Annotated in this window: 24 protein-coding genes and 3 tRNA genes; 17 read left to right on the top strand and 10 right to left on the bottom strand. The window is 39.3% G+C overall.

Features of this window, described 5'->3' with window-relative positions; all coding sequences use genetic code 11:
- The 14 genes from HP439_RS03080 to HP439_RS03145 form a co-directional block, all read left to right on the top strand.
- Positions 1–858 (top strand): ABC transporter ATP-binding protein (locus tag HP439_RS03080; protein WP_172388885.1); only part of this gene is annotated, 858 nt, incomplete at its 5' end.
- 107 nt (positions 859–965) lie between these two features.
- Complete coding sequence (locus HP439_RS03085; protein ID WP_172388886.1) at positions 966–1,340, top strand: hypothetical protein; 375 nt, start codon at positions 966–968, stop codon at positions 1,338–1,340.
- A 57-nt stretch (positions 1,341–1,397) separates the two neighbouring features.
- A complete protein-coding gene (locus tag HP439_RS03090) occupies positions 1,398–2,057 on the top strand; it encodes a heme exporter protein CcmB (RefSeq protein ID WP_172388887.1) in 660 nt (219 codons plus the stop codon).
- 16 nt (positions 2,058–2,073) lie between these two features.
- Positions 2,074–2,739 carry a cytochrome c biogenesis protein gene (gene ccsA, locus HP439_RS03095; protein ID WP_172388888.1) on the top strand — a complete coding sequence of 222 codons (666 nt, stop codon included), beginning with the start codon at positions 2,074–2,076 and terminating at the stop codon, positions 2,737–2,739.
- A 10-nt stretch (positions 2,740–2,749) separates the two neighbouring features.
- The gene (locus HP439_RS03100; protein WP_172388889.1) at positions 2,750–2,950 is read left to right on the top strand and encodes a CcmD family protein; all 201 of its coding nucleotides are present in this window, start codon (positions 2,750–2,752) and stop codon (positions 2,948–2,950) included.
- Between the two features lie 15 nt (positions 2,951–2,965).
- On the top strand, positions 2,966–3,949 hold the full coding sequence (locus tag HP439_RS03105) for a DUF6427 family protein (RefSeq protein WP_172388890.1): 984 nt from the start codon (positions 2,966–2,968) through the stop codon (positions 3,947–3,949).
- Between the two features lie 259 nt (positions 3,950–4,208).
- The gene (bamG, locus tag HP439_RS03110) at positions 4,209–5,516 is read left to right on the top strand and encodes a BamG family beta-barrel-assembly machinery protein (RefSeq protein WP_172388891.1); all 1,308 of its coding nucleotides are present in this window, start codon (positions 4,209–4,211) and stop codon (positions 5,514–5,516) included.
- A gap of 33 nt (positions 5,517–5,549) precedes the next feature.
- A complete protein-coding gene (lptC, locus tag HP439_RS03115; RefSeq protein WP_343043505.1) occupies positions 5,550–6,119 on the top strand; it encodes an LPS export ABC transporter periplasmic protein LptC in 570 nt (189 codons plus the stop codon).
- 152 nt (positions 6,120–6,271) lie between these two features.
- Entirely contained in the window at positions 6,272–8,380 is a 2,109-nt protein-coding gene (locus tag HP439_RS03120) for a peptidylprolyl isomerase (protein WP_172388893.1), read from the top strand.
- Between the two features lie 61 nt (positions 8,381–8,441).
- Positions 8,442–8,957 carry a DUF2480 family protein gene (locus HP439_RS03125; protein WP_172388894.1) on the top strand — a complete coding sequence of 172 codons (516 nt, stop codon included), beginning with the start codon at positions 8,442–8,444 and terminating at the stop codon, positions 8,955–8,957.
- 31 nt (positions 8,958–8,988) lie between these two features.
- Positions 8,989–9,780: a DUF3108 domain-containing protein gene (locus HP439_RS03130; RefSeq protein WP_172388895.1), complete on the top strand. Its 792-nt coding sequence runs from the start codon at positions 8,989–8,991 to the stop codon at positions 9,778–9,780.
- Between the two features lie 9 nt (positions 9,781–9,789).
- Positions 9,790–10,353, top strand: a complete 564-nt coding sequence (locus HP439_RS03135) for a DUF3109 family protein (protein WP_172388896.1) — start codon at positions 9,790–9,792, stop codon at positions 10,351–10,353.
- Positions 10,354–10,417: 64 nt separating this feature from the next.
- Positions 10,418–11,389, top strand: a complete 972-nt coding sequence (locus HP439_RS03140) for a polyprenyl synthetase family protein (protein ID WP_172388897.1) — start codon at positions 10,418–10,420, stop codon at positions 11,387–11,389.
- A 12-nt stretch (positions 11,390–11,401) separates the two neighbouring features.
- Positions 11,402–12,454 (top strand): TerC/Alx family metal homeostasis membrane protein, encoded by a 1,053-nt coding sequence (locus HP439_RS03145; protein ID WP_172388898.1) that lies wholly within the window; start codon positions 11,402–11,404, stop codon positions 12,452–12,454.
- A gap of 112 nt (positions 12,455–12,566) precedes the next feature.
- On the opposite strand, the gene HP439_RS03150 is transcribed toward HP439_RS03145, so the two are convergent.
- The 3 genes from HP439_RS03150 to HP439_RS03160 form a co-directional block, all read right to left on the bottom strand.
- Positions 12,567–13,805 (bottom strand): thioredoxin family protein, encoded by a 1,239-nt coding sequence (locus HP439_RS03150; RefSeq protein ID WP_172388899.1) that lies wholly within the window; start codon positions 13,803–13,805, stop codon positions 12,567–12,569.
- A gap of 111 nt (positions 13,806–13,916) precedes the next feature.
- Positions 13,917–15,101: a C1 family peptidase gene (locus HP439_RS03155; RefSeq protein ID WP_172388900.1), complete on the bottom strand. Its 1,185-nt coding sequence runs from the start codon at positions 15,099–15,101 to the stop codon at positions 13,917–13,919.
- A 310-nt stretch (positions 15,102–15,411) separates the two neighbouring features.
- Complete coding sequence (locus HP439_RS03160) at positions 15,412–17,559, bottom strand: prolyl oligopeptidase family serine peptidase (protein WP_172388901.1); 2,148 nt, start codon at positions 17,557–17,559, stop codon at positions 15,412–15,414.
- A 172-nt stretch (positions 17,560–17,731) separates the two neighbouring features.
- Between HP439_RS03160 and HP439_RS03165 the strand changes: the two genes are divergently transcribed.
- Together HP439_RS03165 and HP439_RS03170 are read left to right on the top strand one after the other, a co-directional pair.
- Positions 17,732–18,475 (top strand): UDP-2,3-diacylglucosamine diphosphatase, encoded by a 744-nt coding sequence (locus HP439_RS03165; protein ID WP_172388902.1) that lies wholly within the window; start codon positions 17,732–17,734, stop codon positions 18,473–18,475.
- Entirely contained in the window at positions 18,463–19,026 is a 564-nt protein-coding gene (locus HP439_RS03170; protein WP_172388903.1) for a Crp/Fnr family transcriptional regulator, read from the top strand. Before HP439_RS03165 ends, HP439_RS03170 begins: the two co-directional genes overlap by 13 nt.
- Here the strand turns inward: HP439_RS03170 and HP439_RS03175 are convergent.
- The 7 genes from HP439_RS03175 to HP439_RS03205 all read right to left on the bottom strand — a co-directional run bounded on the left by HP439_RS03175 (position 19,010) and on the right by HP439_RS03205 (position 23,010).
- Entirely contained in the window at positions 19,010–19,987 is a 978-nt protein-coding gene (locus HP439_RS03175) for an alpha/beta fold hydrolase (RefSeq protein WP_172388904.1), read from the bottom strand. The genes HP439_RS03170 and HP439_RS03175 overlap by 17 nt on opposite strands.
- Positions 19,988–20,183: 196 nt before the next feature.
- A tRNA-Asp gene (locus tag HP439_RS03180) sits at positions 20,184–20,257 on the bottom strand.
- A 51-nt stretch (positions 20,258–20,308) separates the two neighbouring features.
- A tRNA-Asp gene (locus HP439_RS03185) sits at positions 20,309–20,382 on the bottom strand.
- 60 nt (positions 20,383–20,442) lie between these two features.
- Positions 20,443–20,516: transfer RNA gene (locus HP439_RS03190), tRNA-Asp, on the bottom strand.
- A gap of 71 nt (positions 20,517–20,587) precedes the next feature.
- Positions 20,588–21,661, bottom strand: coding sequence for a peptide chain release factor 1 (gene prfA / locus HP439_RS03195; RefSeq protein ID WP_172388905.1), 1,074 nt, complete (start codon positions 21,659–21,661; stop codon positions 20,588–20,590).
- A gap of 77 nt (positions 21,662–21,738) precedes the next feature.
- Complete coding sequence (locus tag HP439_RS03200) at positions 21,739–22,068, bottom strand: DMT family transporter (protein WP_172388906.1); 330 nt, start codon at positions 22,066–22,068, stop codon at positions 21,739–21,741.
- A gap of 114 nt (positions 22,069–22,182) precedes the next feature.
- Entirely contained in the window at positions 22,183–23,010 is an 828-nt protein-coding gene (locus HP439_RS03205; protein ID WP_172388907.1) for a glycogen/starch synthase, read from the bottom strand.
- Between the two features lie 146 nt (positions 23,011–23,156).
- Here HP439_RS03205 and panC point away from each other — a divergent pair, with 146 nt between their 5' ends.
- On the top strand, positions 23,157–24,002 hold the full coding sequence (gene panC, locus HP439_RS03210; protein ID WP_172388908.1) for a pantoate--beta-alanine ligase: 846 nt from the start codon (positions 23,157–23,159) through the stop codon (positions 24,000–24,002).
- The last annotated feature ends 20 nt before the right edge of the window (positions 24,003–24,022 follow it).

Consider the following 24,022-nt stretch of genomic DNA (forward strand, 5'->3'; position numbering starts at 1 on the left):
AATGTACAACGCTCTTTAGGTGCTAGTGAACGTGTTATAGAAATATTAGATGAGCAAACTGAAAACATCGAGATATCTGAAGAAAACAAAACAATTAATACGCCGATATATGGCAGTTTGGAATTCAAACACGTTGGCTTCAACTACCCCTCTCGACCAGATATACAAATACTCAAAGATGTTTCCTTTACGATCGAAGCGGGAAAAAAACTTGCCATCGTCGGTCCAAGTGGCACCGGCAAATCCACAATCGCGTCTTTGATACTTCAATTCTATAACCCGACATCGGGAACAATACACTACGACGGAAAACCAAGCGAGAGCTTTTCAATTACTGACATCCGCAACCAAGTAGCTATAGTACCTCAAGATGTCCTGCTCTTTGGAGGGACTATCCGTGAAAATATTGGATACGGTCGACTAGAAGCCGATGCTCAAGATATTGTGCACGCTGCGGAACGAGCTAATGCACATGAGTTTATTATGAGCTTTCCACAAGGTTATGACACCTTGGTTGGCGAACGGGGCGTCAAACTTTCAGGAGGGCAACGTCAACGTATTGCAATTGCAAGGGCATTACTTAAAGATCCCTCCATCCTTATACTTGACGAAGCGACTTCGTCATTAGATTCTGAATCAGAGCGTCTGGTTCAACTTGCATTAGAGGAGCTTATGCGTGAGCGTACGTCGATAATTATTGCCCACCGTTTAAGCACGATAAAAGATGCAGATCAAATTGTCGTTATCGAGAACGGAGCGGTTTCGGAATCTGGCAGTCACTTCGAACTAATAACCAATGAAACGGGACTTTACCGACATCTCTATTCCTTGCAATCGGCACAAAAAATTGAAAGCTAAATAGTTTCTCGTTAATTTTTTGTTAAAAGAAACTTTAAAAAAACCTTTTCCATATTCCCCTGTTATTTTACTATATTAGTTTACGAACAAAATTAAAGTTATAAATCATGGAAAATAAAAACGGATTAGTCGCATTTGCACTATTAGGTTTAGCAGTTGGAACTGCAGCTTACTATTTACTAGGAACAGAGGATGGAAAACGTCAATTAGATCGTGCTAATGAAGGAATTAAAGGCCTGACCAATTCGCTTAAAGATTTATCAGAGAAAGAATCCAAAAAAGCAGCGAAATTAGCAAAATCTGCTAAATCGGAATTAAAATCTCTGAAAAACAAAGCTAAAGACGCAGGTAAGCATGCGCTTGATGTCGCTTCGGAGAAGGCGAGCCAATGGGCTAGTCAAGCATCTAACGCAGCGAACAACGTTGGAGACAAAGCCCAAGAAACAATCACTGATGCTAAATCTGAAATAGCTAAATCCTAATTCAAATTGATGGAAATCACATTTTCAAAGTGAAGTATTTGTATCTTTGCCTTGAAAATGAACATTCTCCAACAAGTTAGAACATTAGTATATAAAGATATAGTACTTGAATGGCGTTCAAAACATGCTATTAACGGTATTTTATTATATGTCGTATCTACAGTTTTTGTTTGCTATCAAGCATTCAAGTCTGTAGATACGCTTGTTTGGAACGCTTTGTTCTGGATAATTTTGTTATTTGCCAGTATCAACGCGATTAGCCGAAGCTTTATTCAAGAAAGTTCCTACCGTCAATTGTATTATTATACAATCGTCAACCCACGGGCTATCATTCTCGCGAAAATAATTTATAATAGCTTGGTGATGGTGGTTCTCTCGACGATCGCTTACGCCGCGTATTCTATAACATTCAAAAATCCCGTTGGGGACCCCTTGCTCTATATTTTGGCTGTCTTCTTAGGGAGTTTAAGCTTTGCCTCTGTATTCACAATGGTATCAGGAATTTCCGCAAAAGCTGGAAACAATAGTACTTTAATGGCGATCCTCAGTTTCCCTGTTATCATTCCTCTTTTGATCGTTCTGATAAAGCTGTCACAAAATGCGCTCAGCGGCCTTGACAGGGCAATTAGTAACGGAGAAATTTTTGTTCTTCTGGCAATTAATGTAATTACTATTACAATTTCTTTATTGTTATTTCCGTACCTTTGGCGTGATTAATTCTTCAATTTCAGACATGAGAAAATCTTGGTGGAAAATTTTAGGACTTGCTATGGTCGCGATATCGATTGTCGCCGGCCTGTTGGGGCCTGTACCAGTATTACCCATATTACACGAAACAATAAGGAATATCTATTTCCACGTTCCCATGTGGTTTGCAATGATTACTTTGTATTTGATTTCCGTTATTTACAGTATAAAATATCTTAACTCCGGAAAAATTGAGGATGATCTATTGGCGGTTGAAGCTGTTAATACCGGGATCATCTTTTGTGCGATGGGGTTATGCACAGGTATGCTTTGGGCGAACATCACTTGGGGAGAGCCTTGGCCTAACGATCCAAAATTGAACGGCTCGGCTATTGCCACATTAATGTACCTTGCTTATTTGGTATTACGCAATGCATTAGAAGAAGAACAAAAAAGAGCGAAAATTTCCGCTATTTATAACATTTTCGCTTTTCCTGTAATGGTCGTGCTTCTTTATATTCTTCCGAAAATGACCGATTCCTTACACCCCGGGAGTGGAGGTAATGGCACATTTAGCGATTTAGACATGAATGATCAGATCCGTCCCATTTTTTATACAGCGGTAATCGGTTGGGTGCTGATCGGAGCATGGATTTGCTCTTTACGCTACCGCATTCGCCTTATTGAATTAAAAAGAAATCAAATAGACTAAGAAACTGTTTATGAAAAAGATAACTACAGCTTTGCTTTTCGTTTTACTATCAGCCTCGAGCACGTTCGCGCAAGGTGATATTGATATGGCAACCGGATTACGTAGCTCTGGCAAAATCTATGTAGTAGTACTTGTACTCCTCACAATTTTCGCAATATTGGGCGCCTTCCTTTTCACTATCGAACGACGTGTAAAAAAGTTAGAAAAGTAAATCAACTCGCATAAGATGCTCATCAACCATCACCGGAAGTTCACACCAATAAACATGCTGTCGGTATCGTTTATTGGTCTAGTGCTATGCTTAGGCATCTTTCTGCATCTACCAGAACAAATAACCCCGATATTATTAGAGCCTGCGGTTCATAATTTTATTGGAATTCGTATTGGTGAAAACTTCTCGCCAGGTGTGAATGTCTTAATCACCCTTATTTTAACACTTGGACAAGCTTTTTTCCTAAACCGAATTGTTAACGCATTCAACTTTCTAGGAAAACCAAATTTTTTGGTGGCTCTTATGTACATGACCCTAGTGAGCATGTTTACGCCGTTTTTAGTCCTTTCCCCCCCTGTTATCTGTAATTTCATTACTATATGGATGCTATGGAAGCTTTTTGATATCTATAAACAGCACGAAGTAAAAAGTCTAATGTTTGACTTAGGAATGATTGTGGCGTTGGGTAGCCTAATCTATTTCCCGTTTATTGTAATGCTCGTTTTGCTGTGGATAAGTTTAATAATTTTCCGACCTTTCAACTGGAGAGAGTGGACAACCCCTCTACTCGGATTCATTACGGTATACTTCCTTCTTGGGGTCATATATTATTGGGGCGGTCGCATTGATGAGTTCTATGCTATCTTTAAACCTCTCAGCTATTCATTTCCGACCGAATTCTCTTTAAACATCTATGATTACATAGTTGTTATCCCGGTCATAGTCGTTTTGCTTTACTTTATTATCGTATTGAAGGATCATTTTTTCAAAAGTGTTGTACACCTACGTAAAGCTTTCCAATTACTTTTCTTCATGGTTCTATTGACGTTATGCTCTTTCTATATGAATGAACATATAACAATAAATCATTTTTTGCTGTGCGCTCCCCCGATAGCCATATATTTAGCTTACTATTTCACACATGCACAAACAAAATGGGTTTATGAATCCCTCTACGCGATTATTATACTAACAATTGTATATTTTCAATTTTTCTAAAACTGAAAACAGTGTGGGTTCAATCATCGTTCAGAATTTCTGGTGCGGACCTTGAAATCATAACAAACTACAGCTTAAGTCATTAACCTTTTTTAACAAATAGAACTAACGGAATAATTAAAAATTAGATAGTTTTGTAACAAAATTTTAGGGTTTGTACACTTTCATTATAAGATATGGGGGTACGGGCCTAGCGAAGAAAAGAAGCCTAAAATGAATAGTATTAAGCTCAATTCGCGAAAATGCAACACATACAAATATGCGCAAACATTCAATAGGAAGTTTTACTAAAATAGCACTTAATCTAGTTTTAGGGATATGTTTATTGGGAATACAACACGGATTCGCTCAGAAATCGACGTCACACTCCCCATATTCGCAATTCGGGCTCGGACAAATGCGAGAAGATCTCTTGCCGCAAACACGTGCTATGGGCGGGATTTCCAGCGGGGTGCGCTATTTATCGGGTCTCCCAACATTCAATATTGCTAACCCGGCCTCTTATTCGGCATTAAACCGAACCATTCTGGAAGCTGGCATGTATGGTAACTTTACACAACTTTCGAAAAATAACAACACGGATCAAACAGCCGATTTCGCATTTAGTCATTTGGGAATTGCTGTACCATTGAGCAAATATGGAGGATTGGCTTTTGGGTTAATCCCATTTTCCGACGTAGGTTATTCGGCAGCCTCATCAGAATCAATCGATTCCTTGCATTTTAACAAAACAGCAAACGGTGAAGGTGGCGTAAACAAAGCTTTTGTTGGATACGGTGTATCTCCCATCAAGGGCTTGAGCGTGGGAGCTAATATAGGTTTCCTGTTCGGAAATCTATATGATATTACTCGGGTTGAATTTCCAAACACCATTAATTCCTACTACACGCAATTAAAAGAAACTCGTAATATACGAGGAACTACTGTTGATTACGGTGTGCAGTACAGCAAATCATTGGGAAAGAAACTAAACCTTACAGTAGGATATAACGGTTCGTTAAACAATACAATAACAGAAAAAACTGATCGATTAATCACCCTAACTGACCAACCCAACTCCCCCCCATTAGACACAACTAGTAATAATCAAATAGGTACGCGTAAGATCAATTTACCATTGAAACATAGTGTTGGTTTCACGTTGTCCAAAGGTTACAACTGGATGGTCGGTGCCGACTTCAAATATGCGGATTGGTCAAACTTCCAAGTTCGTGAAGGCGAAAACAATCTAGGAAAAAGCTATGGTGTAGCAATCGGCGGTCAAATTAAACCTGATGCTACTTCGGTACGTTATTGGAATCAGGTAGATTATCGTCTTGGCTTTCGTTATGCACAAACTCCAGTTAGTTTCCATAGTCAAAAAATTAATGATATGGCAATCACCTTCGGAATGGGCTTTCCTCTTCCTGAAACGAATTTTGGGCGTACGTTTTCTCAAATCAATTTTTCTGCTGAATTTGGCCAGCAAGGAACACTCAAAAACAATCTTATCAGAGAACGGTATATTAATTTTAATATCGGATTTACTATTAATGATTCCTGGTTTATCCGTCGTAGTTTAGACTAAATGCATTACAAGCAGAACAATATAGTAAAACATGTGCCCCGAATAATTACGCTATTACTCGGGGCAAGTTTCTTTATGGCTTGTGAAAATGACCTTCGCGATGTTGAGAAGATTGCCAACATTCAACAGGAGGAGAATGTTAACGTCTCAAAGGAGGTTACAGTCGTATACAGTGATTCAGCGACCGTCAAAGCAGAATTAAAAGCACAGGAGTTACGGGAGTATCCCGATAGCATCGGAGCTTACGAATTTAAAAAAGGTGTGGTAATCCGTTTTTTCGATGATCAGGGTGCTGAAGCGCAACGAATAAAATCTGATTATGCCATCCAGAAAATTAAGGAAGGTCTAACTGAATTTCGTAACAACGTTGTTATCCATATGGCAAACGGTTCTATCATCAAAACCGAAGAACTCTATTACGACGAAAAGAAAGAAATATACTACAATACCGTCCCGATTACATTTGATTTTAAAGACGATAGAGGCAGTCTACAGGCTACTTCGTTTATCTCCGATACCGATTTCAACAAAATCGACGGACAAAACATGACAGGGTATTATATTCCTTCGGGCGAACAACAACTCCCTTCCTTCGGTCAGTAAGACTTCGCATAACAAAAAATACCAAATTATGTTTGGTAGCTTCTCATTTTTTTATATTATTTTTCATAAAAGTTGTATCTTCGCCTTGATTTTAAATGAAGGTCAATTAAATAACTGAAACAAGCATTTACAATAAACACAGTATATAGACTATGGGATTAATGAGCTTTTTGCGTAACCGGGCTGGACTAGTTGTTACCGTCATCGGTTTAGCAATTGTTGCGTTTTTATTGGGAGATATCATAAATTATGGTACTCCTTTTTGGATGAAGAATCAAAATCAAGTGGGGAGTGTCAACGGGGAATCAATGGATTACCAAGAATTCAATGCACAAGTGGACCAAACCACAGCAATGTATCAACAACAAATGGGTGGCGCAGCAACTCCACAAATTCGTAATTATGCGGTTCAACAAGTATGGAACCAGTTCATATCACAGGAATTGTTGAAACAGGAAATTGAAAGCATTGGATTGAGTGTCAGTAAAGACGAATTAAACAGTCTAGTAACTGGAAGTACACCTTCTCCACAGATTGTTCAAGCGTTCACCAATCCCGAAACTGGTGTATTTGACAAAAATCAATTGAACAATTTCATCGCTCAAATTAACACCCAAGGCACGCCAGAGATGGTTCAGCAATGGGAAATGCTCTTAGAAAATATTAAAGCAGAAAGGTTGAATCAAAAGTATTCAAACTTGCTCGCTAACAGCGTGTACGTTACATCGTTAGAAGCAGAAGACGAATACACACAACGGAACAAACTTGCGAACTTCAAATACTTGATGCTTGATTACTCATCGGTTAAAGACGCGGAAATAAAGTTGACCGACGCGGACTATAAAGCATATTACGACGCTCATAAAAACGGATTCAAAAATCCAGAAGAGTCCAGAACCGTAGAATACGTACTTTTCGATGCGCGTCCGACGGCTAATGATACCGCTGCAACAAAATCAACTATTGATCAGCTAAAATCTGAATTAACTAATTCTAAAACGGATTCGCTATTTGCATCCATCAATTCAGATAACAAGTATCCGTTCACTTTCCTCCGTAAAGGACAAGTAAGCCCTGCATTGGATTCCGTGTTATTTGATGTGCCTGTAGGAACTACTGTGGGACCATTCCTATCAAACGGTGCCTTTGAAATTGCTAAAGTTGTTGATTCGAAATTCAGTCCCGATTCAGTACAGGCTTCACATATTTTACTAAATGCAACGGCTGAAGGTGGCGTGGATAAAGCGACTGCTAAAGCCGACTCGATCAAAGGACTTATATTAGCCGGAGAAAATTTCGGAGGTCTAGCCATTCAATTCAGCACGGATCAGGGTAGTAAAGTAAACGGCGGTGATTTAGGGACATTCGCACGAGGACAAATGGTTCCAGAGTTTGACGAAGCAGTATTTTCCGGAAAACCGGGAGAAGTTAAAATTGTAAATAGTCGTTTCGGTACTCACATTATCAAAATAGAAAGACAGGTGGGCAACTCCAAAATTGTGAAAGCAGCGATTGTTGACAAAACAATCAATGCAGGTAAAGCAACTACAGATGCGGCTTATGCTAAAGCTAATAACTTCTTTGCTGACGCGAATAGCGCAAACTTTACTGAGGTCGCAAACAAACAAGGTCTAAAAATTGGAAAAGTTGATCGCGTAGTCGCGATGGATAACAACTTTAACGGTGTTGAGGTTTCCCGCGAACTAGTTCGTTGGGTATTTGAAGGCGAAAAAGGAGCAATTTCCGACAAAGTGTATGAAACTGACGAAAACTTCATCGTTGCAAAAGTGGTAAACATCCAACCAAAAGGACTTTTATCTTTAGATGCTGTTAAACCGAATATTGAAGCGCAAGTAAGAAACGAAGTAAAAGCTAAAATGCTAACCGAGAAATTAAGCAACGCGCTCAATGGCGCATCAACTATCGATCAAGCGGCACAAAAGCTTTCTAAATCAGCTGTAAGCGTAGAAAATATTGTTTTAGCCAATCCTGTCCTTCCTGGTGTAGCACTAGAGCCTGCTGTGGTTGGAACTGCATTCGGATTACAACCCAATAAACTATCGACTCCAATTAAAGGGATGCAAGGTGTTTACGCCTTACAAGTTACCGGATTTACAAATCCAAAAGAACTTGTTGCTAGCGAACTTAAGACGCAAAAACAGCAAATACAAACAAATAAGACACAACGTGCGTGGTCATCTATCTTCCAAGCGTTACAATCGAACGCAAAGATTGATGACAATCGAATTAGATTCTATTAAGATATTATGATTAACTTTACAGCCGGGCAATTTATGCCCGGCTTTTTTTATTATTTAAGTAATGGATATCCAAGAAAACATCGTTAACAAAGTAGCACAAAGCGGCTTATTGACCATTGATTTGGCGACTTATGCACCAAAAGAGGATATACAAATATATGATATCAAGGACAACCTCTTCCATGGCCTGCTACTAAAAGAGAAGGACTTTCGTGCCTTTATTAAAGATCACGATTGGAGCCAATATGAAGGCCTACATATTGGAATAATCTGCTCAACGGATGCAATTGTACCTACGTGGGCTTATATGCTCTTAGCGAATAAGCTTGAGCCTTATGCTATATCTGTTCATTTTGGAGACAAGGATACAGTCGTAGAGAATCTGTTCTTGCAAGCCCTAGAGAAGGTCGATTATAGCAAGTTTCAAGATGAGCGCGTTGTCGTGAAAGGATGCGGAGATATATACATTCCGGAAACTGCTTTTATTAGATTTACCTTAGGTCTTAGTAAAGTCGCTAAAAGCATGATGTACGGTGAGCCATGTTCGACTGTACCAGTTTTCAAACGTAAACCTTAAACTTTTCACGGGTGTCGCCGTCCATATTTATATGAGAAATATATACTTAGTACTGATTTTCATTTTAGGAACGGCCTGTGCAGGTATTGCTCAAACTTTACCGTACCTTCCTAACCCAACCTATAAAGAAGGGGAAAAATTAACTTACAAGCTGAGATATGGTGTTATTTCTGCAGCAACGGGAACCTTAAAAGTGGAAAAATCTAAGCTGCGATTTAGTAATCCGAATGCATTTCATCTTTCGGCTTTTGGGGAAACTTCAGGAGCGTTCTCTGTCTTCTATACGGTGAAAAATCAATATGACTCGTATATCGACGGCAAGACATTTCTCCCCTATTTATATACCGAAGATATCCATGAAGGAAGTTATACTCGAAAAGAATACGCGACCTTCGACCATCGAAATAAAAAAGTTTCTGGGAAGAAAGGGACATTTAAAAGTCCTAACAGCCAATTTTTCGACTTGCTATCTGCGTATTATTTCTCCCGCAATTTAGATCTTTCATCGCTTGATAAAGGCGATAAGTTTAAGCTAACGTATTTTCTAAACGACGAGGTTGCTCAACTGGGAGTTGAATATGTCGGCGTTGAGAAAATAAAGACGTCTTTAGGCACACTTGAATGTATAAAGCTTAGTCCAGAAATCAGTCCGGGACGTATTTTCAAAAAAGACAGCCGATTATATCTCTGGGTGACGAACGATGGAAACCGAATTCCTGTAAAGGCACAGGTAGAAATATTAATTGGCTCAGTAACAATGGAACTCGTAAAGGCGAGTGGTTTAAAACATCCACTCGGAGAACGGGTAAGTTATTCAAAATAATACAGTAAAATGATTGAAGTAGGTCATGTTTTAGTTCACGAAGATCTAATAAAGAACGATTTCGTATGTAACCTAACCAAGTGTAAAGGGATTTGCTGTGTCGAAGGCGATGCTGGCGCTCCGCTCGCAGCCAATGAAACAGATATCCTTAAAGAGATACTTCCAAAAGTAAAACCGTACATGACGGAAGCTGGAATCAAAGCGATCGAACAGCAGGGCACTCATGTCGTTGATGCAGATGGTGACCTCACAACTACTTGTGTGGATGGAAATAAAGAGTGTGCATATGTAACCTGGGAAAACGGAATTACGAAATGTGCCATTGAAAAAGCGTTTGAACAAGGCGAAGTAGATTGGAAGAAACCAATCTCCTGCCACCTATATCCCATTAGGACGACGCAATATCCGGAATTTGAAGTGTTGCATTACGATCGCTGGCATATCTGTCATGATGCATGCACATTCGGAAAAGAGCTCGGTGTTCCAGTTTACCAGTTTTTAAAAGATCCGCTAACTCGCAAATATGGTGAAGAATGGTATAAAGAATTGGAATTAGCAGCCCAAGTGTATTAAATCTATTTCTTATATTTATTGCAATTTTAACCGTTTAATTGACATGGTTTACTAACCATTTTTCATGCTGAAATTAAAAAATATACAAACCCCTATAGCAGAAGAACTTGAAGTCTTCGAACGCCGGTTCAAAGATTCGATGAAAAGCTCGGTTCCACTGCTGAATAGAATCACACAATATATAATTAAGCAAAAAGGAAAACAGATGCGTCCGATGTTTGTTTTTCTTTCAGCGGGACTATGCGGAACTATTACTGATTCTACATATCGAGGAGCATCATTAGTTGAATTATTACATACGGCCTCGTTAGTTCATGACGACGTTGTGGATAACGCGAATGAACGCCGCGGACTTTTTTCAATTAACGCTTTGTGGAAAAACAAAGTTGCGGTACTCGTTGGGGACTATCTGTTATCACAAGGTTTGCTTCTATCGGTGAAACACAATGAGCATGGCCTTTTAAAAATAGTTTCTGAAGCTGTCGAACAGATGAGCGAGGGGGAACTCCTCCAAATCGAAAAGGCACGTAAACTAGATATCCAGGAGGACATCTATTTTGAAATCATTCGCAAGAAAACAGCATCATTAATTGCATCATGTTGCGCATGTGGGTCTCTTTCTGCTGGCGCCGATGAGGATAAAGTAAAATTGTTACATAGTTTCGGCGAAAAAGTTGGAATTGCTTTTCAGATTAAAGATGATTTGTTTGATTTCGGATTGGATGACGTTGGAAAACCGTTGGGAAATGATATAAAAGAAAAAAAACTGACATTACCACTGATCCACGCTCTTAAAATGACATCCATCTCAGAAAAAAGGCGCATTATCAATATGGTGAAAAACCACAATGACAATAAGGAAAAAGTAGCTGAGGTCATTGAATTTGTGCGCAGCAGCGGGGGGATGGAGTACGCAACGCAGAAGATGCATCAGTATCAACAGGAAGCATTCGATATTTTGATGCAATTCCCTGAAAACACCTATCGCAAAGCTCTAGAACAGCTGGTTAGGTTTACAACAGAAAGAAATAAATAAGAATATATTATTATGAGTCACGAACTACTGTTTTTTGCAGGCTTTATCGTTTTCATCGTTGTCATGCTGGCTATCGACCTTGGGATGTTTTCCAAAGGTGATAAACCCGTCACGCTAAAAGTTGCTGCTATTATGAGCGGCGTATGGGTGTTTTTTGCGCTGGCCTTTAGCTTGGTATTATATATTTGGGGAAATGAACTCCATAATATACATGACTTTGCAGCGTTAAGGGAAATAATCAGCCGACATTACCATAACATTGTGGTCAATGAAAATGACCTGGCTGCGAGCATACAACTATACAACAAAACATTAACGATAGAATATTTAACGGGATACGTCGTTGAATACGCGTTATCAGTCGATAATATCTTCGTTATGGTTCTCGTATTTTCCTCCTTCGGTATTCCTGAGAAATATTACCATAAGGTACTCGTTTGGGGAATCATCGGTGCTATCGTCTTACGCTGTATATTTATCTTTATCGGGGCAGCTCTTATCGCTAAATTCGGATGGATTCTCTATGTGTTCGGAGCGTTTTTGGTCTATACAGGCTTCATGATGTTTGTCAATCGAAACAAAGAAGAAGAAGTTGATCCTGAAGGACACCCCGTCGTAAAATTTGCTTCTAAAATCTTCAAAGTCACACCAAATCTTTCCGACGGAAAATTCTTTCACATTGAAAATGGTGTCCGTTATGTCACTCCGTTATTTTTGGTTTTATTAGTAATTGAGTTCACAGACCTTATTTTTGCAGTTGATTCTATTCCTGCGATATTTTCAGTGACAAAAGACCCTTACATTGTATTTTTCTCAAATATTTTCGCGGTGTTAGGCTTACGTTCTATGTTCTTCCTATTGGTTAACATCATCCATAAATTCCATTATCTTAAAGTCGGACTAGCGCTTTTATTAGTATTCATTGGTGCAAAAATGTTACTTCACAGCTGGCTCGAAGTATTAGGCTTTCAAACGATCCACTCTTTAATCATTATAATTGGTATTTTGGTTGTGAGCGTAGTCGCCTCATTGATGTTTCCGAAAAAAGAAAATCTCTCTAACTAATTAAATACTTTCGTCACTCGATTTAGACGAATCATACTTTATATTTCAACAAAGAGCCGTTAACAATCGAAATTAACGGCTCTTTTAGTTTATAGGATTTCTCTTTGACAGGCTACCAAGTAGGTTGGCCATTTTGCATTTTCAGCAAGTTAGCTCTGAATGCTTCTTGATTTCGCCCTGTAGAGTTATCAACTGCTTTCTGTTGCCAGATCAAGGCATTCTGTTTATCTCCGGACTTATATAATAAATTTGCATACGTATCAACGAACACCGGCTCCTCCCTTTCTGCAATTGATTTTTTACTCCATGCCAAAGCAGCTTGCAAACAAGCCGCATCATCACAATTTTCAAAAATAGACCAAGCGTACGAATTTAACATTCCTGAAAATACTTCTGTTTCGCTAGCTGCTATATACTCCTCTACAGCGTCTTTAAATGCAGGCCAGTTCTTCTGTCCTTGATAATATTGAGCTTTGGCACGGGCCATCGAGGCACTCATATTTACATAAGGATGATCTTTCTCGATTTGAAGCTGTAGAGTTGGGAAATCTATATTTTCTTCCTTATTTCGAATTTTTGGCATCACTAACTCAGAAGAGAGTACGGAGGAAAGCACGTCGTTAGCGGTACGGTTTTTAGCTAATAGAAGCGTATCTACCTTTGCTTTATTATTTTTGATGATCACGAATGAGGGAGACTTACTACTTGTTGCACCGCGAAGTAAAAGACCAATATTTTCAGGCGTTAATAAAGTCTCTCCACCAACAAGTTCAACATATCGATTAGTAGCCTCCTGTTCAAGCTCCCTATCATACGCGTGCGACGCAGCTGTCGCCATATCCTTCGCTATAACCGCATCATTTGGATTAGCGCGATATTTTTTCACTAAGGTTACATATTGCGTCTTGGGATTTAAACCTTCTTTCGCTCTCACTATAAAATCTTCAGCTTCCCCACCGCCAACAATACGATGAACTAATTCACCCTGTGGGTTAAAAATGAGGAAGGTTGGATACGCGACCACGCTGTATTCGGATGCAAAACGGGCTGCTTCTTTATACCAAGATTTTATTTTTGGTGAATCTTGATCAGTTTGATCCATTTGAACCTTTAGGTTGACAAAATTAGTATTAAAAAATTCGCCGACTTTGGCCTGTGGAAATATTGTCGAGGTCATATATTTACATGGCTGACACCAGGTTGTAAAGCAATCGACAAAGATAAATTTATTTTCAGTTTTAGCTTTGGTTTTCACTTGTTCCCAGTTCAAACCATGTTCAAAAGAAACACCTTTATCTTGAGAAAATGAGATAAAAGGCATTACAAATAATAGAATTATTAGTTTTTTCATAATGCGCGTTTTTAATTGGAGCTGTATTTAATATAAATCAAGCTACAAAAAAAACAAAAAAAATCCCAAAAAGATTTCTTGGGATTTTGATATTTCGCATTCTATAGGTTCTTAGACCCCCAATTTCGACTGCATATTTTTCGTTAACGCTTTCTTGTGTAACAAAATTGATATAGTTTTATAACGAACGTATTCTTTTGTCGCATACATATAACCTTTGTAATCATTGGATTCACCCCAAGAATTTTTAACAATATAGTATTCTTTACCTTGTTGATCTTTTACTAAGCCAACAATGTGCATTCCATGATCGTCCGTCGTAGTGTAGTTATCAAATGCTTCTTGACGTTGCTCAGCGGTAACAGCAGGTTCAGCCTTAGGACCGTTAAACAAGTTGTTAACCTCATCTGCACTCATCTGCTCAATCGGTTTCTCCGGCACAAATGCTACTCCATTTTTCCAGCTGAATGTTTTCTCAGAAACGTCTGTAGCCCAAGCGACAGTATAACCGTTTTCCAATGCATTGTCGATGATATCCGTAAGATCGCTAATTTGCACGTTGTAGAAACGCTCAAATGACCAGTTATCTGGGATTAATAATACAAACGGCTTATAGTATACATGTTCATCAAAAGAAGAAATACCAACATAGTCATCAGGGTTAATACCAATTACATCATCGGCAAAACTACGCGGTGTATATTCCTTACCTTTGTACTGAAACGATTCAGGTGCCTGACCTAAATAAGAATCCATAGTTGCTGTAAAAGCTTCTAACCAATTGTTCGATGGCTTTTTGCTATTGGCTATGTTTTCTGTTATTCCTTGAAGAATCGGGCTCATTTCAGAGAAGTTATTCCGTGTTTGGCCCTCGGGAAGGCCGGTGTAAACCTCCCGCGGTACTGCTCCATATTTACGAAAGATTGTCAACACATCATGTAGCTGTCCCCCATCTCCCTGCGCCTGTTTGCCATGGAGTCTCACAAAGTTCTTCGCTTTTTCAATGTAGGTATTCCTCGCCGTGAAAATTTGCGAAATCTCAACAGGTTCTTTTCCCATCCTGATCATTTCCGACTCTAGAAAAGAGTTACCGGAATAAGACCAACATGTACCTGAGGAGCCTTGGTCTTTAATAGACGTATTCCCCAAATTAATAACTTCCGTGAATTTAAAGCCCTCTTTGCTATTATCACTTACATTGTTCTTTAACGCATTGATAAGGTTATCTTGCGCATTTGTCTGCATAGCGGCTGTTAACAACGCCCCTGCCAGAATTATCGATTTATTCCAGTTCATTGTGTTAGAAAATTTTACGAATTTATAATTTTCTAACAATCTCAACGACTTATTCTTGTAAAAATCATATCACATGAAAAATCAACAAGTATATCACCTAATTTACCGAATAATATTCGGTTCAAACGGACATAAATAACGTTAAACCTGAGAGATGTCCTACACCACTTCGTAGGATGACAGGGTGCACATGTTCCCACATAAAAAAACTTCCAGTATGCAGATACACTACAAACACTGGAAGTCTCAAAAATCTATTCAAATTGAGCAACAAAATATAGCCAATTGATCTAGCTTTTAACGCTTGATTTTATTTGATTTCTCTATATCCTAATCCCATATTTTGGAACATGAAAGACCATTTATCCGTTTGCTCAGCGATCACCATTTCGGTAGATTTACCGGCACCGTGACCAGCTTTCGTATCGATGCGTATTAAAACCGGATTATCTCCCTTGTGGTATTCTTGAAGACGGGCTGCAAACTTAAATGAGTGTGCTGGCACAACACGGTCGTCATGATCAGCCGTCGTGACCATTGTCGCAGGATAAGCTATATCTTTTTTTAAGGCATGGTATGGGGAATATTTGTGTAAATATTCAAACATTTCCTTATTATCATCAGAAGTGCCGTAATCAAAGGCCCAACCAGCACCCGCTGTAAACTTATGGTAGCGCAACATATCTAGAACACCTACGGCCGGAAATGCAACTTTAAAAAGTTCGGGGCGTTGAGTCATTGTTGCTCCCACCAATAAGCCTCCATTTGATCCCCCTGCTATCGCTAACTTGTCTGCAGATGTATATTTTTCCGAAATCAAATATTCCGCGGCTGCAATAAAATCATCGAATACATTTTGTTTCTGCAACTTTGTTCCGGCAACATGCCAACTTTCACCATACTCACCTCCCCCGCGAAGATTTGCAACCGCATACACACCTCCTTGCTCTAGTAAAATCACGTTACTAATGGAGAACGACGGGGTTAAACTAATGTTAAAACCACCATACCCATAGAGCATTGTTGGATTCGTACCATCTAACGTAATGCCTTTTTTATAGGTGATAATCATGGGTACTTTGGTACCGTCGGCAGAAGTATAAAATACTTGCTTTGATTCATATTGAGTTGGATCAAAGTTTATCTTAGGTTTCTTATATACTTCTGATTTTCCAGTAGATATTTCATATTTATAAATTGTCCCTGGATTCACATAGTTTGTGAAGGAATAATATAGAGTGCTATCCTCATCTTTAGCCCCAAAACCTGAGGCCGATCCGACTCCGGGAAGTTCTATTTCTCGCTCTAGATTTCCGTCTTTATCATATTGCTTCACAAGCGAAGTAGCATCTTTAAGATAGTTAGCAAAAATCTTCCCGCCACCGGTCGAAGGAGAAAGCACTTGCTCAGTTTCTTTAATTAAGTCTACCCAATTGCCTGCTTGGGGATTTTTAAAATCAACTGTTACTAACTTTCCATTGGGAGCATGGAGTTCCGTGTAGATAAATAGTTTATCCCCTTGATTATCAATAATACTATGATTCTTCTCCATATTATCAACCACAGTGATAAACTTGGCATTGGGATCAGCGAGATCTTTAATATAAAGCTCGTTCCCCGAAGTTGCGTTCGCCGCAGAAATTACCAAAAATCGTTCGTCATCTGTGAGGCCGGCGCCGATGTAACGCCGAGGTAATTCCTTACCCCCAAAAATCAGCTCATCAGAAGATTGCGATTCTTTTAAATTGTGAAAATACAGTTTATGTTGATCCGTCATTGCCGACAATGCCGATCCTTCTTTTGGTTTGTCATAACTGCTGTAATAAAACCCTTCATTTCCTCTCCAAGCTAATCCAGAAAATTTGACGTCAATAAGTGTATCACCGACAACAGTTTTATCTTCCGCATTCAAAACAATCACTTTGCGCCAATCTGAACCTCCTTCAGAAATTTGATACGCTACCAAGGAACCATCTTTACTGAACGAAAGCCCTGCTAGAGAAGTCGTACCGTCCTCGGAGAATTTATTCGGGTCAAGGAATACCTCCTCCTTACCGTCTTCCCCTTTCTTACGATAAATAACAAACTGATTTTGAAGACCATCATTTTTGGAATAATATATATAGTCACCCTCCTTAAACGGGGCACCTTCCTTCTCGTAATTCCATAAACTTTCTAATCGCTTACGTATAGATTCTCGAAATGGAATTTGATTTAAATAGTCATTCGTTACTTCATTCTGCGCGGTAACCCATTTCTTGGTATTCTCCGCTAGATCATCCTCCAACCAACGATAAGGGTCTTCGACCTCTGTTCCAAAATATTCATCCTTCTGTGCAGTTTTTTCAGATCTAGGATACGTTTTTATTTCCATTTTTTTATTTGATTCTATCACTTTTTGTTGTTGACACGCGGTAAAACCAACAGCCAGCAGAATGATTCCCAAACTTTTATTCATAATCAACAATTTAGTTACGCCGCAAGATACAAAATGCAGCGTGAATAGCAAACTGACTAGCCCTACAGGCCTTTCAGATCCACTTGGGATTGATTCGCAATTCATCAATCCTGTTTCTTTAGAGCCTTGTATATGCTACAATATTTTTCTAGCTTTGAAACTATTCAATCGCATGAGAGACAAGATATATTTTGCTTCGGATTTCCATCTGGGTGTACTACCTAAATCAACCTCCAACGAACGAGAGCGACTCATTGTATCTTGGTTAGAAGCGATTAAACACGATGCTAAGGAACTCTATCTCGTTGGCGATGTTTTCGATTTTTGGTTTGAATATAGCACGGTAGTTCCTAAAGGGTATATTCGTTTTTTAGGCAAACTAGCAGAGCTTAGCGATCTAGGAGTAAAAATAATACTGTTTAAAGGTAACCACGACATGTGGATGTTTAGCTACTTAAAAAACGAGTTAAACGCGCGGATTATCGACAATGAGTTAATTCTCCATATAAATGGAAAACGATTTTATATCCATCATGGCGACGGCCTTGGGCCAGGGGATAGAAAATATAAATTTTTAAAATCGTTCTTTAGAAGCCGCACATGCCAATGGCTATTTGCGCGCCTGCATCCTAATTTGGGAATCGGAATTGCTCAAAGATGGTCCAAACATAGTAGAGCCGCAAGTACAGAAGAAGAAAAATTCCTTGGAAATGCCAATGAGTGGCTCATACAATTCGCAGAACTGGAACTTCGTAAAAAGCATTACGACTTCTTTATATTTGGACACCGTCATCTGCCTTATGATGTTGTTCTTTCTAATGGAAGTCGTATCATCAACTTAGGAGAATGGATTCATCATTACACTTATGCTGAATGGGACGGTTCCGAATTGACACTCCGATCATGGACATCGTAACTGTCATAAACCAAATCGCTTACCTATCAGAAAGCGATGACTTGAACTCCCTATCAGAACTTTTCCGGCTTGTCACTGTTGAAAAAAATACAACCCTCATTAGCAGCGGCAAAATTGAACGTCACCTCTATTTTGTAAAAAGTGGTTCCTGCAGAATATACTACCATAAGCAAGAGCGCGAAGTCATATTAGATTTTTGCTTTCCAGGGGATGCATTGATCTCTCTAAATAGTTACATCCACAAACAACCCGGATACGAAACGATCCAAACACTTGAACGTTGCGAGCTGTACCAAATCTCGACCGAATCGCTACATTCTTTGTACAGCAATTCTATTGCAGTCGCAAATTGGGGGCGTAAGCTTGCCGAACGAGAGACGATTAAGATAGAATCTCGATTGATGAGCAAACTTTTTAAAACAGCGAGCGAAAGTTACGACGAATTACTTCAGCGGGCACCGAGGGTTGTACAGAAAATCAAACTAGGATATATCGCATCCTATCTCGGAATTTCACAGGTGACCTTAAGCCGAATTAGAGCGAAGGCTTAGCAGCAAGTTGCTTGAGAATAAAGTCAATCGTTTTCCCGACTAGCGAATCAATTCGTTGATGAGAAATATTTCGAAACCCGTGATCTCCTCCTTCCACGATAATCAATTCGTTTTCGATACCTCTTTCATCAAGAACATTTTTTAACTCTTGGGATTCTTTAAAGGGAACAATTCTATCCTTAGTCCCATGTAAAATTAACGTAGGAACTTCCAAGGAATCAATATACGATATAGGTGAATATATACTAGCATTTTCTACCACATCATTCTTTTGAGACTCTAGACTATATCCAGTTATGGCAACAGCTAACCGCTCTCTCAACGGCAGCAACTTACGCATGAATATACGTGCCATAAGAAGTTTAAACCAACCGGCCTCAGTTTGCAACAAGGCATTTAAATCTGTAGGTCCGAAATTATCAATCACATACGATACAGATGCCGGATAGGTGGAATAAGAAGCATTACTGGGCCAATCATTTTCCGTAGAGTAAGCGGCCAACAATGCTAGATGAGCACCAGCGGACTCGCCCCATAGCCCGACATTCGTTGTGTCGAAGCTGTAATTGTCGGCGTGTGCTCTAACCCAGCGTAAAGCGTCCTTACAATCTTCAATAGGTCCTGGAAAATGTAAGCTATCGTGAACCAGTGTATAACTTATCGAAATGACAGCAATACCCTTTGCCGTGAGTCTGTCTCTAATACTAGTTTTAAAATACTCGCGATCTAACGACCGATTTCCACCAACCCATGCTCCGCCATGAATCATCAGGAGAACAGGTATTTTTTCGTTTGGTAACGGGTTAGAAGGCAAAAAGACATCCAGTTTTAACGAATCGCCATTTTCTGTAACTTTGTAAAGTATTTCCTCCTCTTGGTAGCTTAGAGGCGCATCTCCTTGTGCAAACAAGTTAGTTACCCCCAAAACAAAAAAAAGCAATAGTATAGTATATTTTTTCATAGCGGGACTTAATATCTGACAAAGAAACTATTTTATAATTAAATCCTGAAGTAAAAAACAAGTTTAAAACCAAAAACAGTATTGTTTTTCAAGGAATTACATTCAAAATCATATTATACACAGGCGAGCACTCCTCCGTCAGAAACGAAGAATCCCCTTGATAGTTTAATCTACCAAGGGGATTTTCTTTTTTGAGCGGTCTGGACGGGACTCGAACCCGCGACCCCATGCGTGACAGGCATGTATTCTAACCAGCTGAACTACCAGACCTCAAACTTTTAAAGTATACTTAAGATTTCGAAAGTTGAACTCTCTTTTTAGCGGTCTGGACGGGACTCGAACCCGCGACCCCATGCGTGACAGGCATGTATTCTAACCAGCTGAACTACCAGACCTAAATCTCTTATTGTATACTTATGTAAAGAACGTTTTCGAAAGTTGAACTCTCTTTTTAGCGGTCTGGACGGGACTCGAACCCGCGACCCCATGCGTGACAGGCATGTATTCTAACCAGCTGAACTACCAGACCATTTCCTTCTTTCTAGAAGGTGTGCAAATATAGCGTTTATTTCGAATTCCGCTAAACTTTTTTGAAAAAATCTACTCTACAGCACCGTCTTTCATCTTTTCTGCATTCTCGGCAAATTGCAAAGCATCGATAATCCCCTGAATATCACCATCCATAATTGCAGGTAGATTATACATTGTTAACCCTATCCGATGTTCAGTTACTCGACCCTGTGGGTAATTGTATGTGCGAACTTTAGCTGAACGGTCTCCTGTTGACACCATCGTCTTACGTTTCGCTGCTACATCTCCGTGTTTTTTCTGAACTTCCAACTCATATAATTTGTTACGAAGCATTTCCATAGCCAATTCACGATTTGCCAACTGAGATCTTTCAACTTGGCATACGACCACGATACCCGATGGCTTGTGAGTCAATTGAACTTTTGTCTCGACCTTATTTACGTTCTGCCCGCCAGCGCCACCTGAACGCGAGGTTTGTAGTTCGATATCTCCTGGATTCAATTCTACATCGACTTCTTCCGCTTCAGGCAGAACCGCCACAGAAGCAGCTGAAGTATGTACCCGACCTTGAGTCTCCGTATCCGGTACGCGTTGCACACGATGCACTCCCGATTCGTACTTTAACTGGCCGTACGCATCTTCGCCAATAACTTTTAGGACTACCTCTTTATACCCACCAGAAGTACCTTCCGTTACGTCCATTACTTCATTACGCCATCCTTTAGTCTCAAAATAACGCGTATACATCCGGTATAGATCTCCCGCAAACAAGGCAGCTTCGTCACCACCAGAACCACCTCGAATTTCAATGATCGCATTCTTAGCATCTTCGGGATCTTTTGGAATAAGCATCAAACGAATCTCCTCCTCTTTCTCCGCTTTTTGCCCGATAAGAAGATCCTGTTCTTCTTTTGCCATTTCACGGAGCTCTTGATCCTTCTCGTTCGCTAAAATATCCTTATTTGTATCAATGTTACTGACAATATTTCTATAGATATGATACTGCTCAACGATTTTACCGAGATCTTTATACTCTTTATTGAGTTTGGCAAAACGTTTCATATCGTTGATAGTCTCGGGTTTGCTTAATTCAGCTTCAACCTCTTCCCATCTTTCTTTTATCGCTTGAAGTTTTTCTAACATAATATTTTATACATCGTCATAACAGCCGTATGCTGTTAATCAATTTCGTAGCGACAAAAATACAGTTTTTTTTGTTATTAATGAGAGGAAACCACTTTGAGACCGATAATCGAAGCGATGAGCGTAAATATAAAAAAAACACGCCAGAAATCTGCCGGCTCCTTAAAAATCAAAATCCCAACAAGCACCGTCCCAACTGCACCGATTCCAGTCCAAACCGCATATGCAGTACCTAATGGCAATGCCTGTGTAGCCTTCATCAAGCCAAGCATGCTTATAATAAGGCAAATAACAAATCCACCATACCAAAAATACATCTCCGTTCCAGTTGTTTCCTTTGCTTTTCCCAGACAAGAGGTGAAACCAACTTCAAATAAACCCGCAACAATTAATATTAACCAATTCATATTCTATTTATTATATGACAAAGATCGAGAAACAAAATCCATATTCTTTTTACAAATGCTAAAAAAAAAGACTGCCTGAAGCAGTCTCTATAAATTTCTATTTTAAAAAAGATATTATGCGGTTGCGACTTCCGCGTCAACCGTGGAAAACTCATCAAATAAATCAGAGAATCCGTCATAATCCGCATCGCCCGACGGCGTAAAGCTACGAATCCCCTTTTCCTCGATAAATGACTTCAATGATGGATCAATTCCTTCGTCTGCAAGCACAGCAATATCAGTATATGACAATGCTCCTTTGTATAGATCAGTATATGATCCATCACCGTATGGAGCGGCTTCCTCAGCAGTCATATCATCTTTAGCTGCCAATGTAGCATATTCAGCGCCAACAGAATCAAAGTCTTCGTTGGCATACAACGAATAAATTACTTTCGCGTCTTTGAACGTCGGGTCATCCTTATAGGCTGTCTTCAAGTAGGCCGGGACCATTGCAGAAAACCATCCGTGGCAATGTACCACGTCAGGAGCCCAACCTAATTTTTTCACAGTCTCTAGTGCTCCCTTACAGAAAAACAGCGATCTTTCGTTGTTGTCTTGAAAAAACACTCCCTTGTCGTCACGAAAAACTTTTTTCCGCTGAAAATACTCTTCATTATCTAAAAAGTACACCTGCATGCGAGCAGTAGGCAATGATGCCACTTTAATAATTAGCGGATTATCATTGCTATCCACCACGATGTTCATTCCCGACAACCTTATCACTTCATGAAGACGATTTCTGCGCTCATTAATATTACCAAAACGAGGCATAAGAATACGGATTTCAAATCCTTTCTCCTGCATAGCTTGCGGCAACTGGCGTGTAATTTCAGAAATTTTACTTATTTCAAGGAAAGGCGACATCTCATGGGTTACAAACAATATTTTCGTTTTTGCCATCTCCAATTGTTTTTTTTTGTTAATCGAATCGTAAAATCGGTATACAAAGGTATGAAAAATTTATGAATTTTACAATTAGTTCGTTTTCATGGCTTTATAATACCAATTTATTTATGCAATTTTGCGCCTTTATTTAACGTTTTAAGGTGAAAACATTTAAAACCAAAAAGGATCTACAATCCTATATAGCACAACAACGTACCAAAGGGCTTCAAATAGCGCTTGTACCGACGATGGGAGCGCTTCACGCGGGGCATTTAGCATTGATTGAGAGAGCCAAAGAAATTGCAGATCTCGTTGTCTGTAGCATTTTTGTTAATCCCACTCAATTTAATGACCCTAAAGATCTAGAAAAGTATCCTCGACCGATTGAGAAAGACTTGCAACTGCTCAATGATGCACATTGCGATGTTGTATTTATACCCTCGGTCAAAGAAATGTACCCAGAGGACGAACCTGTTTGGCGCATTAATTTGGGTGAACTCGATAAGATATGGGAAGGAAAGGAACGTCCTGGACATTTTCAAGGTGTTACACAAGTAGTTTATAAACTATTTACTTTAGTTAGTCCTGATATCGCATGTTTCGGACAAAAAGACTTTCAGCAAGTCATGGTTATAAAACGCATGGTTGAAATAAAAAAGCTACCCATCGATATTGAAATCTGTCCAACCGTTCGCAGTGAGCAAGGGCTCGCTTTAAGTTCAAGAAACTCGCGATTAAGCGAGCAAGGAAAGGTCAAGGCTTTGACTATATTCCGCGCGCTCAGTTACATAAAAGCACATTTTTACGAGGAAGATCCACTGCTTCTTAAAGAAAAAGCGATCTCCATTTTGGCGGAAGAGCCGGAAATAAAAATAGAATACATCGCGATATGTCAAAGTCATACATTAAAAGAAATTGAAGTAATTGATTTTGAAGTTTCCCATGTTGTTTTACTCGTTGTATGGATAGAGGGCGTACGCCTAATTGACAACATGATTTTAAACTAAATGTCATTTTACGGCATCAA

Origin of the sequence: Sphingobacterium shayense (assembly GCF_013179575.1) — a bacterium.
Lineage (GTDB): Bacteria > Bacteroidota > Bacteroidia > Sphingobacteriales > Sphingobacteriaceae > Sphingobacterium > Sphingobacterium shayense.

What these genes read in the sequence shown, in the direction of transcription:
- HP439_RS03085 (WP_172388886.1), top strand. Translation starts at nt 966, where the DNA reads ATGGAAAATAAAAACGGATTAGTCGCATTTGCACTATTAGGTTTAGCA.
- HP439_RS03090 (WP_172388887.1), top strand. Translation starts at nt 1,398, where the DNA reads ATGAACATTCTCCAACAAGTTAGAACATTAGTATATAAAGATATAGTA.
- ccsA (WP_172388888.1), top strand. Translation starts at nt 2,074, where the DNA reads ATGAGAAAATCTTGGTGGAAAATTTTAGGACTTGCTATGGTCGCGATA.
- HP439_RS03100 (WP_172388889.1), top strand. Translation starts at nt 2,750, where the DNA reads ATGAAAAAGATAACTACAGCTTTGCTTTTCGTTTTACTATCAGCCTCG.
- HP439_RS03105 (WP_172388890.1), top strand. Translation starts at nt 2,966, where the DNA reads ATGCTCATCAACCATCACCGGAAGTTCACACCAATAAACATGCTGTCG.
- bamG (WP_172388891.1), top strand. Translation starts at nt 4,209, where the DNA reads ATGCGCAAACATTCAATAGGAAGTTTTACTAAAATAGCACTTAATCTA.
- HP439_RS03120 (WP_172388893.1), top strand. Translation starts at nt 6,272, where the DNA reads ATGGGATTAATGAGCTTTTTGCGTAACCGGGCTGGACTAGTTGTTACC.
- HP439_RS03125 (WP_172388894.1), top strand. Translation starts at nt 8,442, where the DNA reads ATGGATATCCAAGAAAACATCGTTAACAAAGTAGCACAAAGCGGCTTA.
- HP439_RS03130 (WP_172388895.1), top strand. Translation starts at nt 8,989, where the DNA reads ATGAGAAATATATACTTAGTACTGATTTTCATTTTAGGAACGGCCTGT.
- HP439_RS03135 (WP_172388896.1), top strand. Translation starts at nt 9,790, where the DNA reads ATGATTGAAGTAGGTCATGTTTTAGTTCACGAAGATCTAATAAAGAAC.
- HP439_RS03140 (WP_172388897.1), top strand. Translation starts at nt 10,418, where the DNA reads ATGCTGAAATTAAAAAATATACAAACCCCTATAGCAGAAGAACTTGAA.
- HP439_RS03145 (WP_172388898.1), top strand. Translation starts at nt 11,402, where the DNA reads ATGAGTCACGAACTACTGTTTTTTGCAGGCTTTATCGTTTTCATCGTT.
- HP439_RS03150 (WP_172388899.1), bottom strand. Translation starts at nt 13,805, where the DNA reads ATGAAAAAACTAATAATTCTATTATTTGTAATGCCTTTTATCTCATTT.
- HP439_RS03155 (WP_172388900.1), bottom strand. Translation starts at nt 15,101, where the DNA reads ATGAACTGGAATAAATCGATAATTCTGGCAGGGGCGTTGTTAACAGCC.
- HP439_RS03160 (WP_172388901.1), bottom strand. Translation starts at nt 17,559, where the DNA reads ATGAATAAAAGTTTGGGAATCATTCTGCTGGCTGTTGGTTTTACCGCG.
- HP439_RS03165 (WP_172388902.1), top strand. Translation starts at nt 17,732, where the DNA reads ATGAGAGACAAGATATATTTTGCTTCGGATTTCCATCTGGGTGTACTA.
- HP439_RS03170 (WP_172388903.1), top strand. Translation starts at nt 18,463, where the DNA reads ATGGACATCGTAACTGTCATAAACCAAATCGCTTACCTATCAGAAAGC.
- HP439_RS03175 (WP_172388904.1), bottom strand. Translation starts at nt 19,987, where the DNA reads ATGAAAAAATATACTATACTATTGCTTTTTTTTGTTTTGGGGGTAACT.
- prfA (WP_172388905.1), bottom strand. Translation starts at nt 21,661, where the DNA reads ATGTTAGAAAAACTTCAAGCGATAAAAGAAAGATGGGAAGAGGTTGAA.
- HP439_RS03200 (WP_172388906.1), bottom strand. Translation starts at nt 22,068, where the DNA reads ATGAATTGGTTAATATTAATTGTTGCGGGTTTATTTGAAGTTGGTTTC.
- HP439_RS03205 (WP_172388907.1), bottom strand. Translation starts at nt 23,010, where the DNA reads ATGGCAAAAACGAAAATATTGTTTGTAACCCATGAGATGTCGCCTTTC.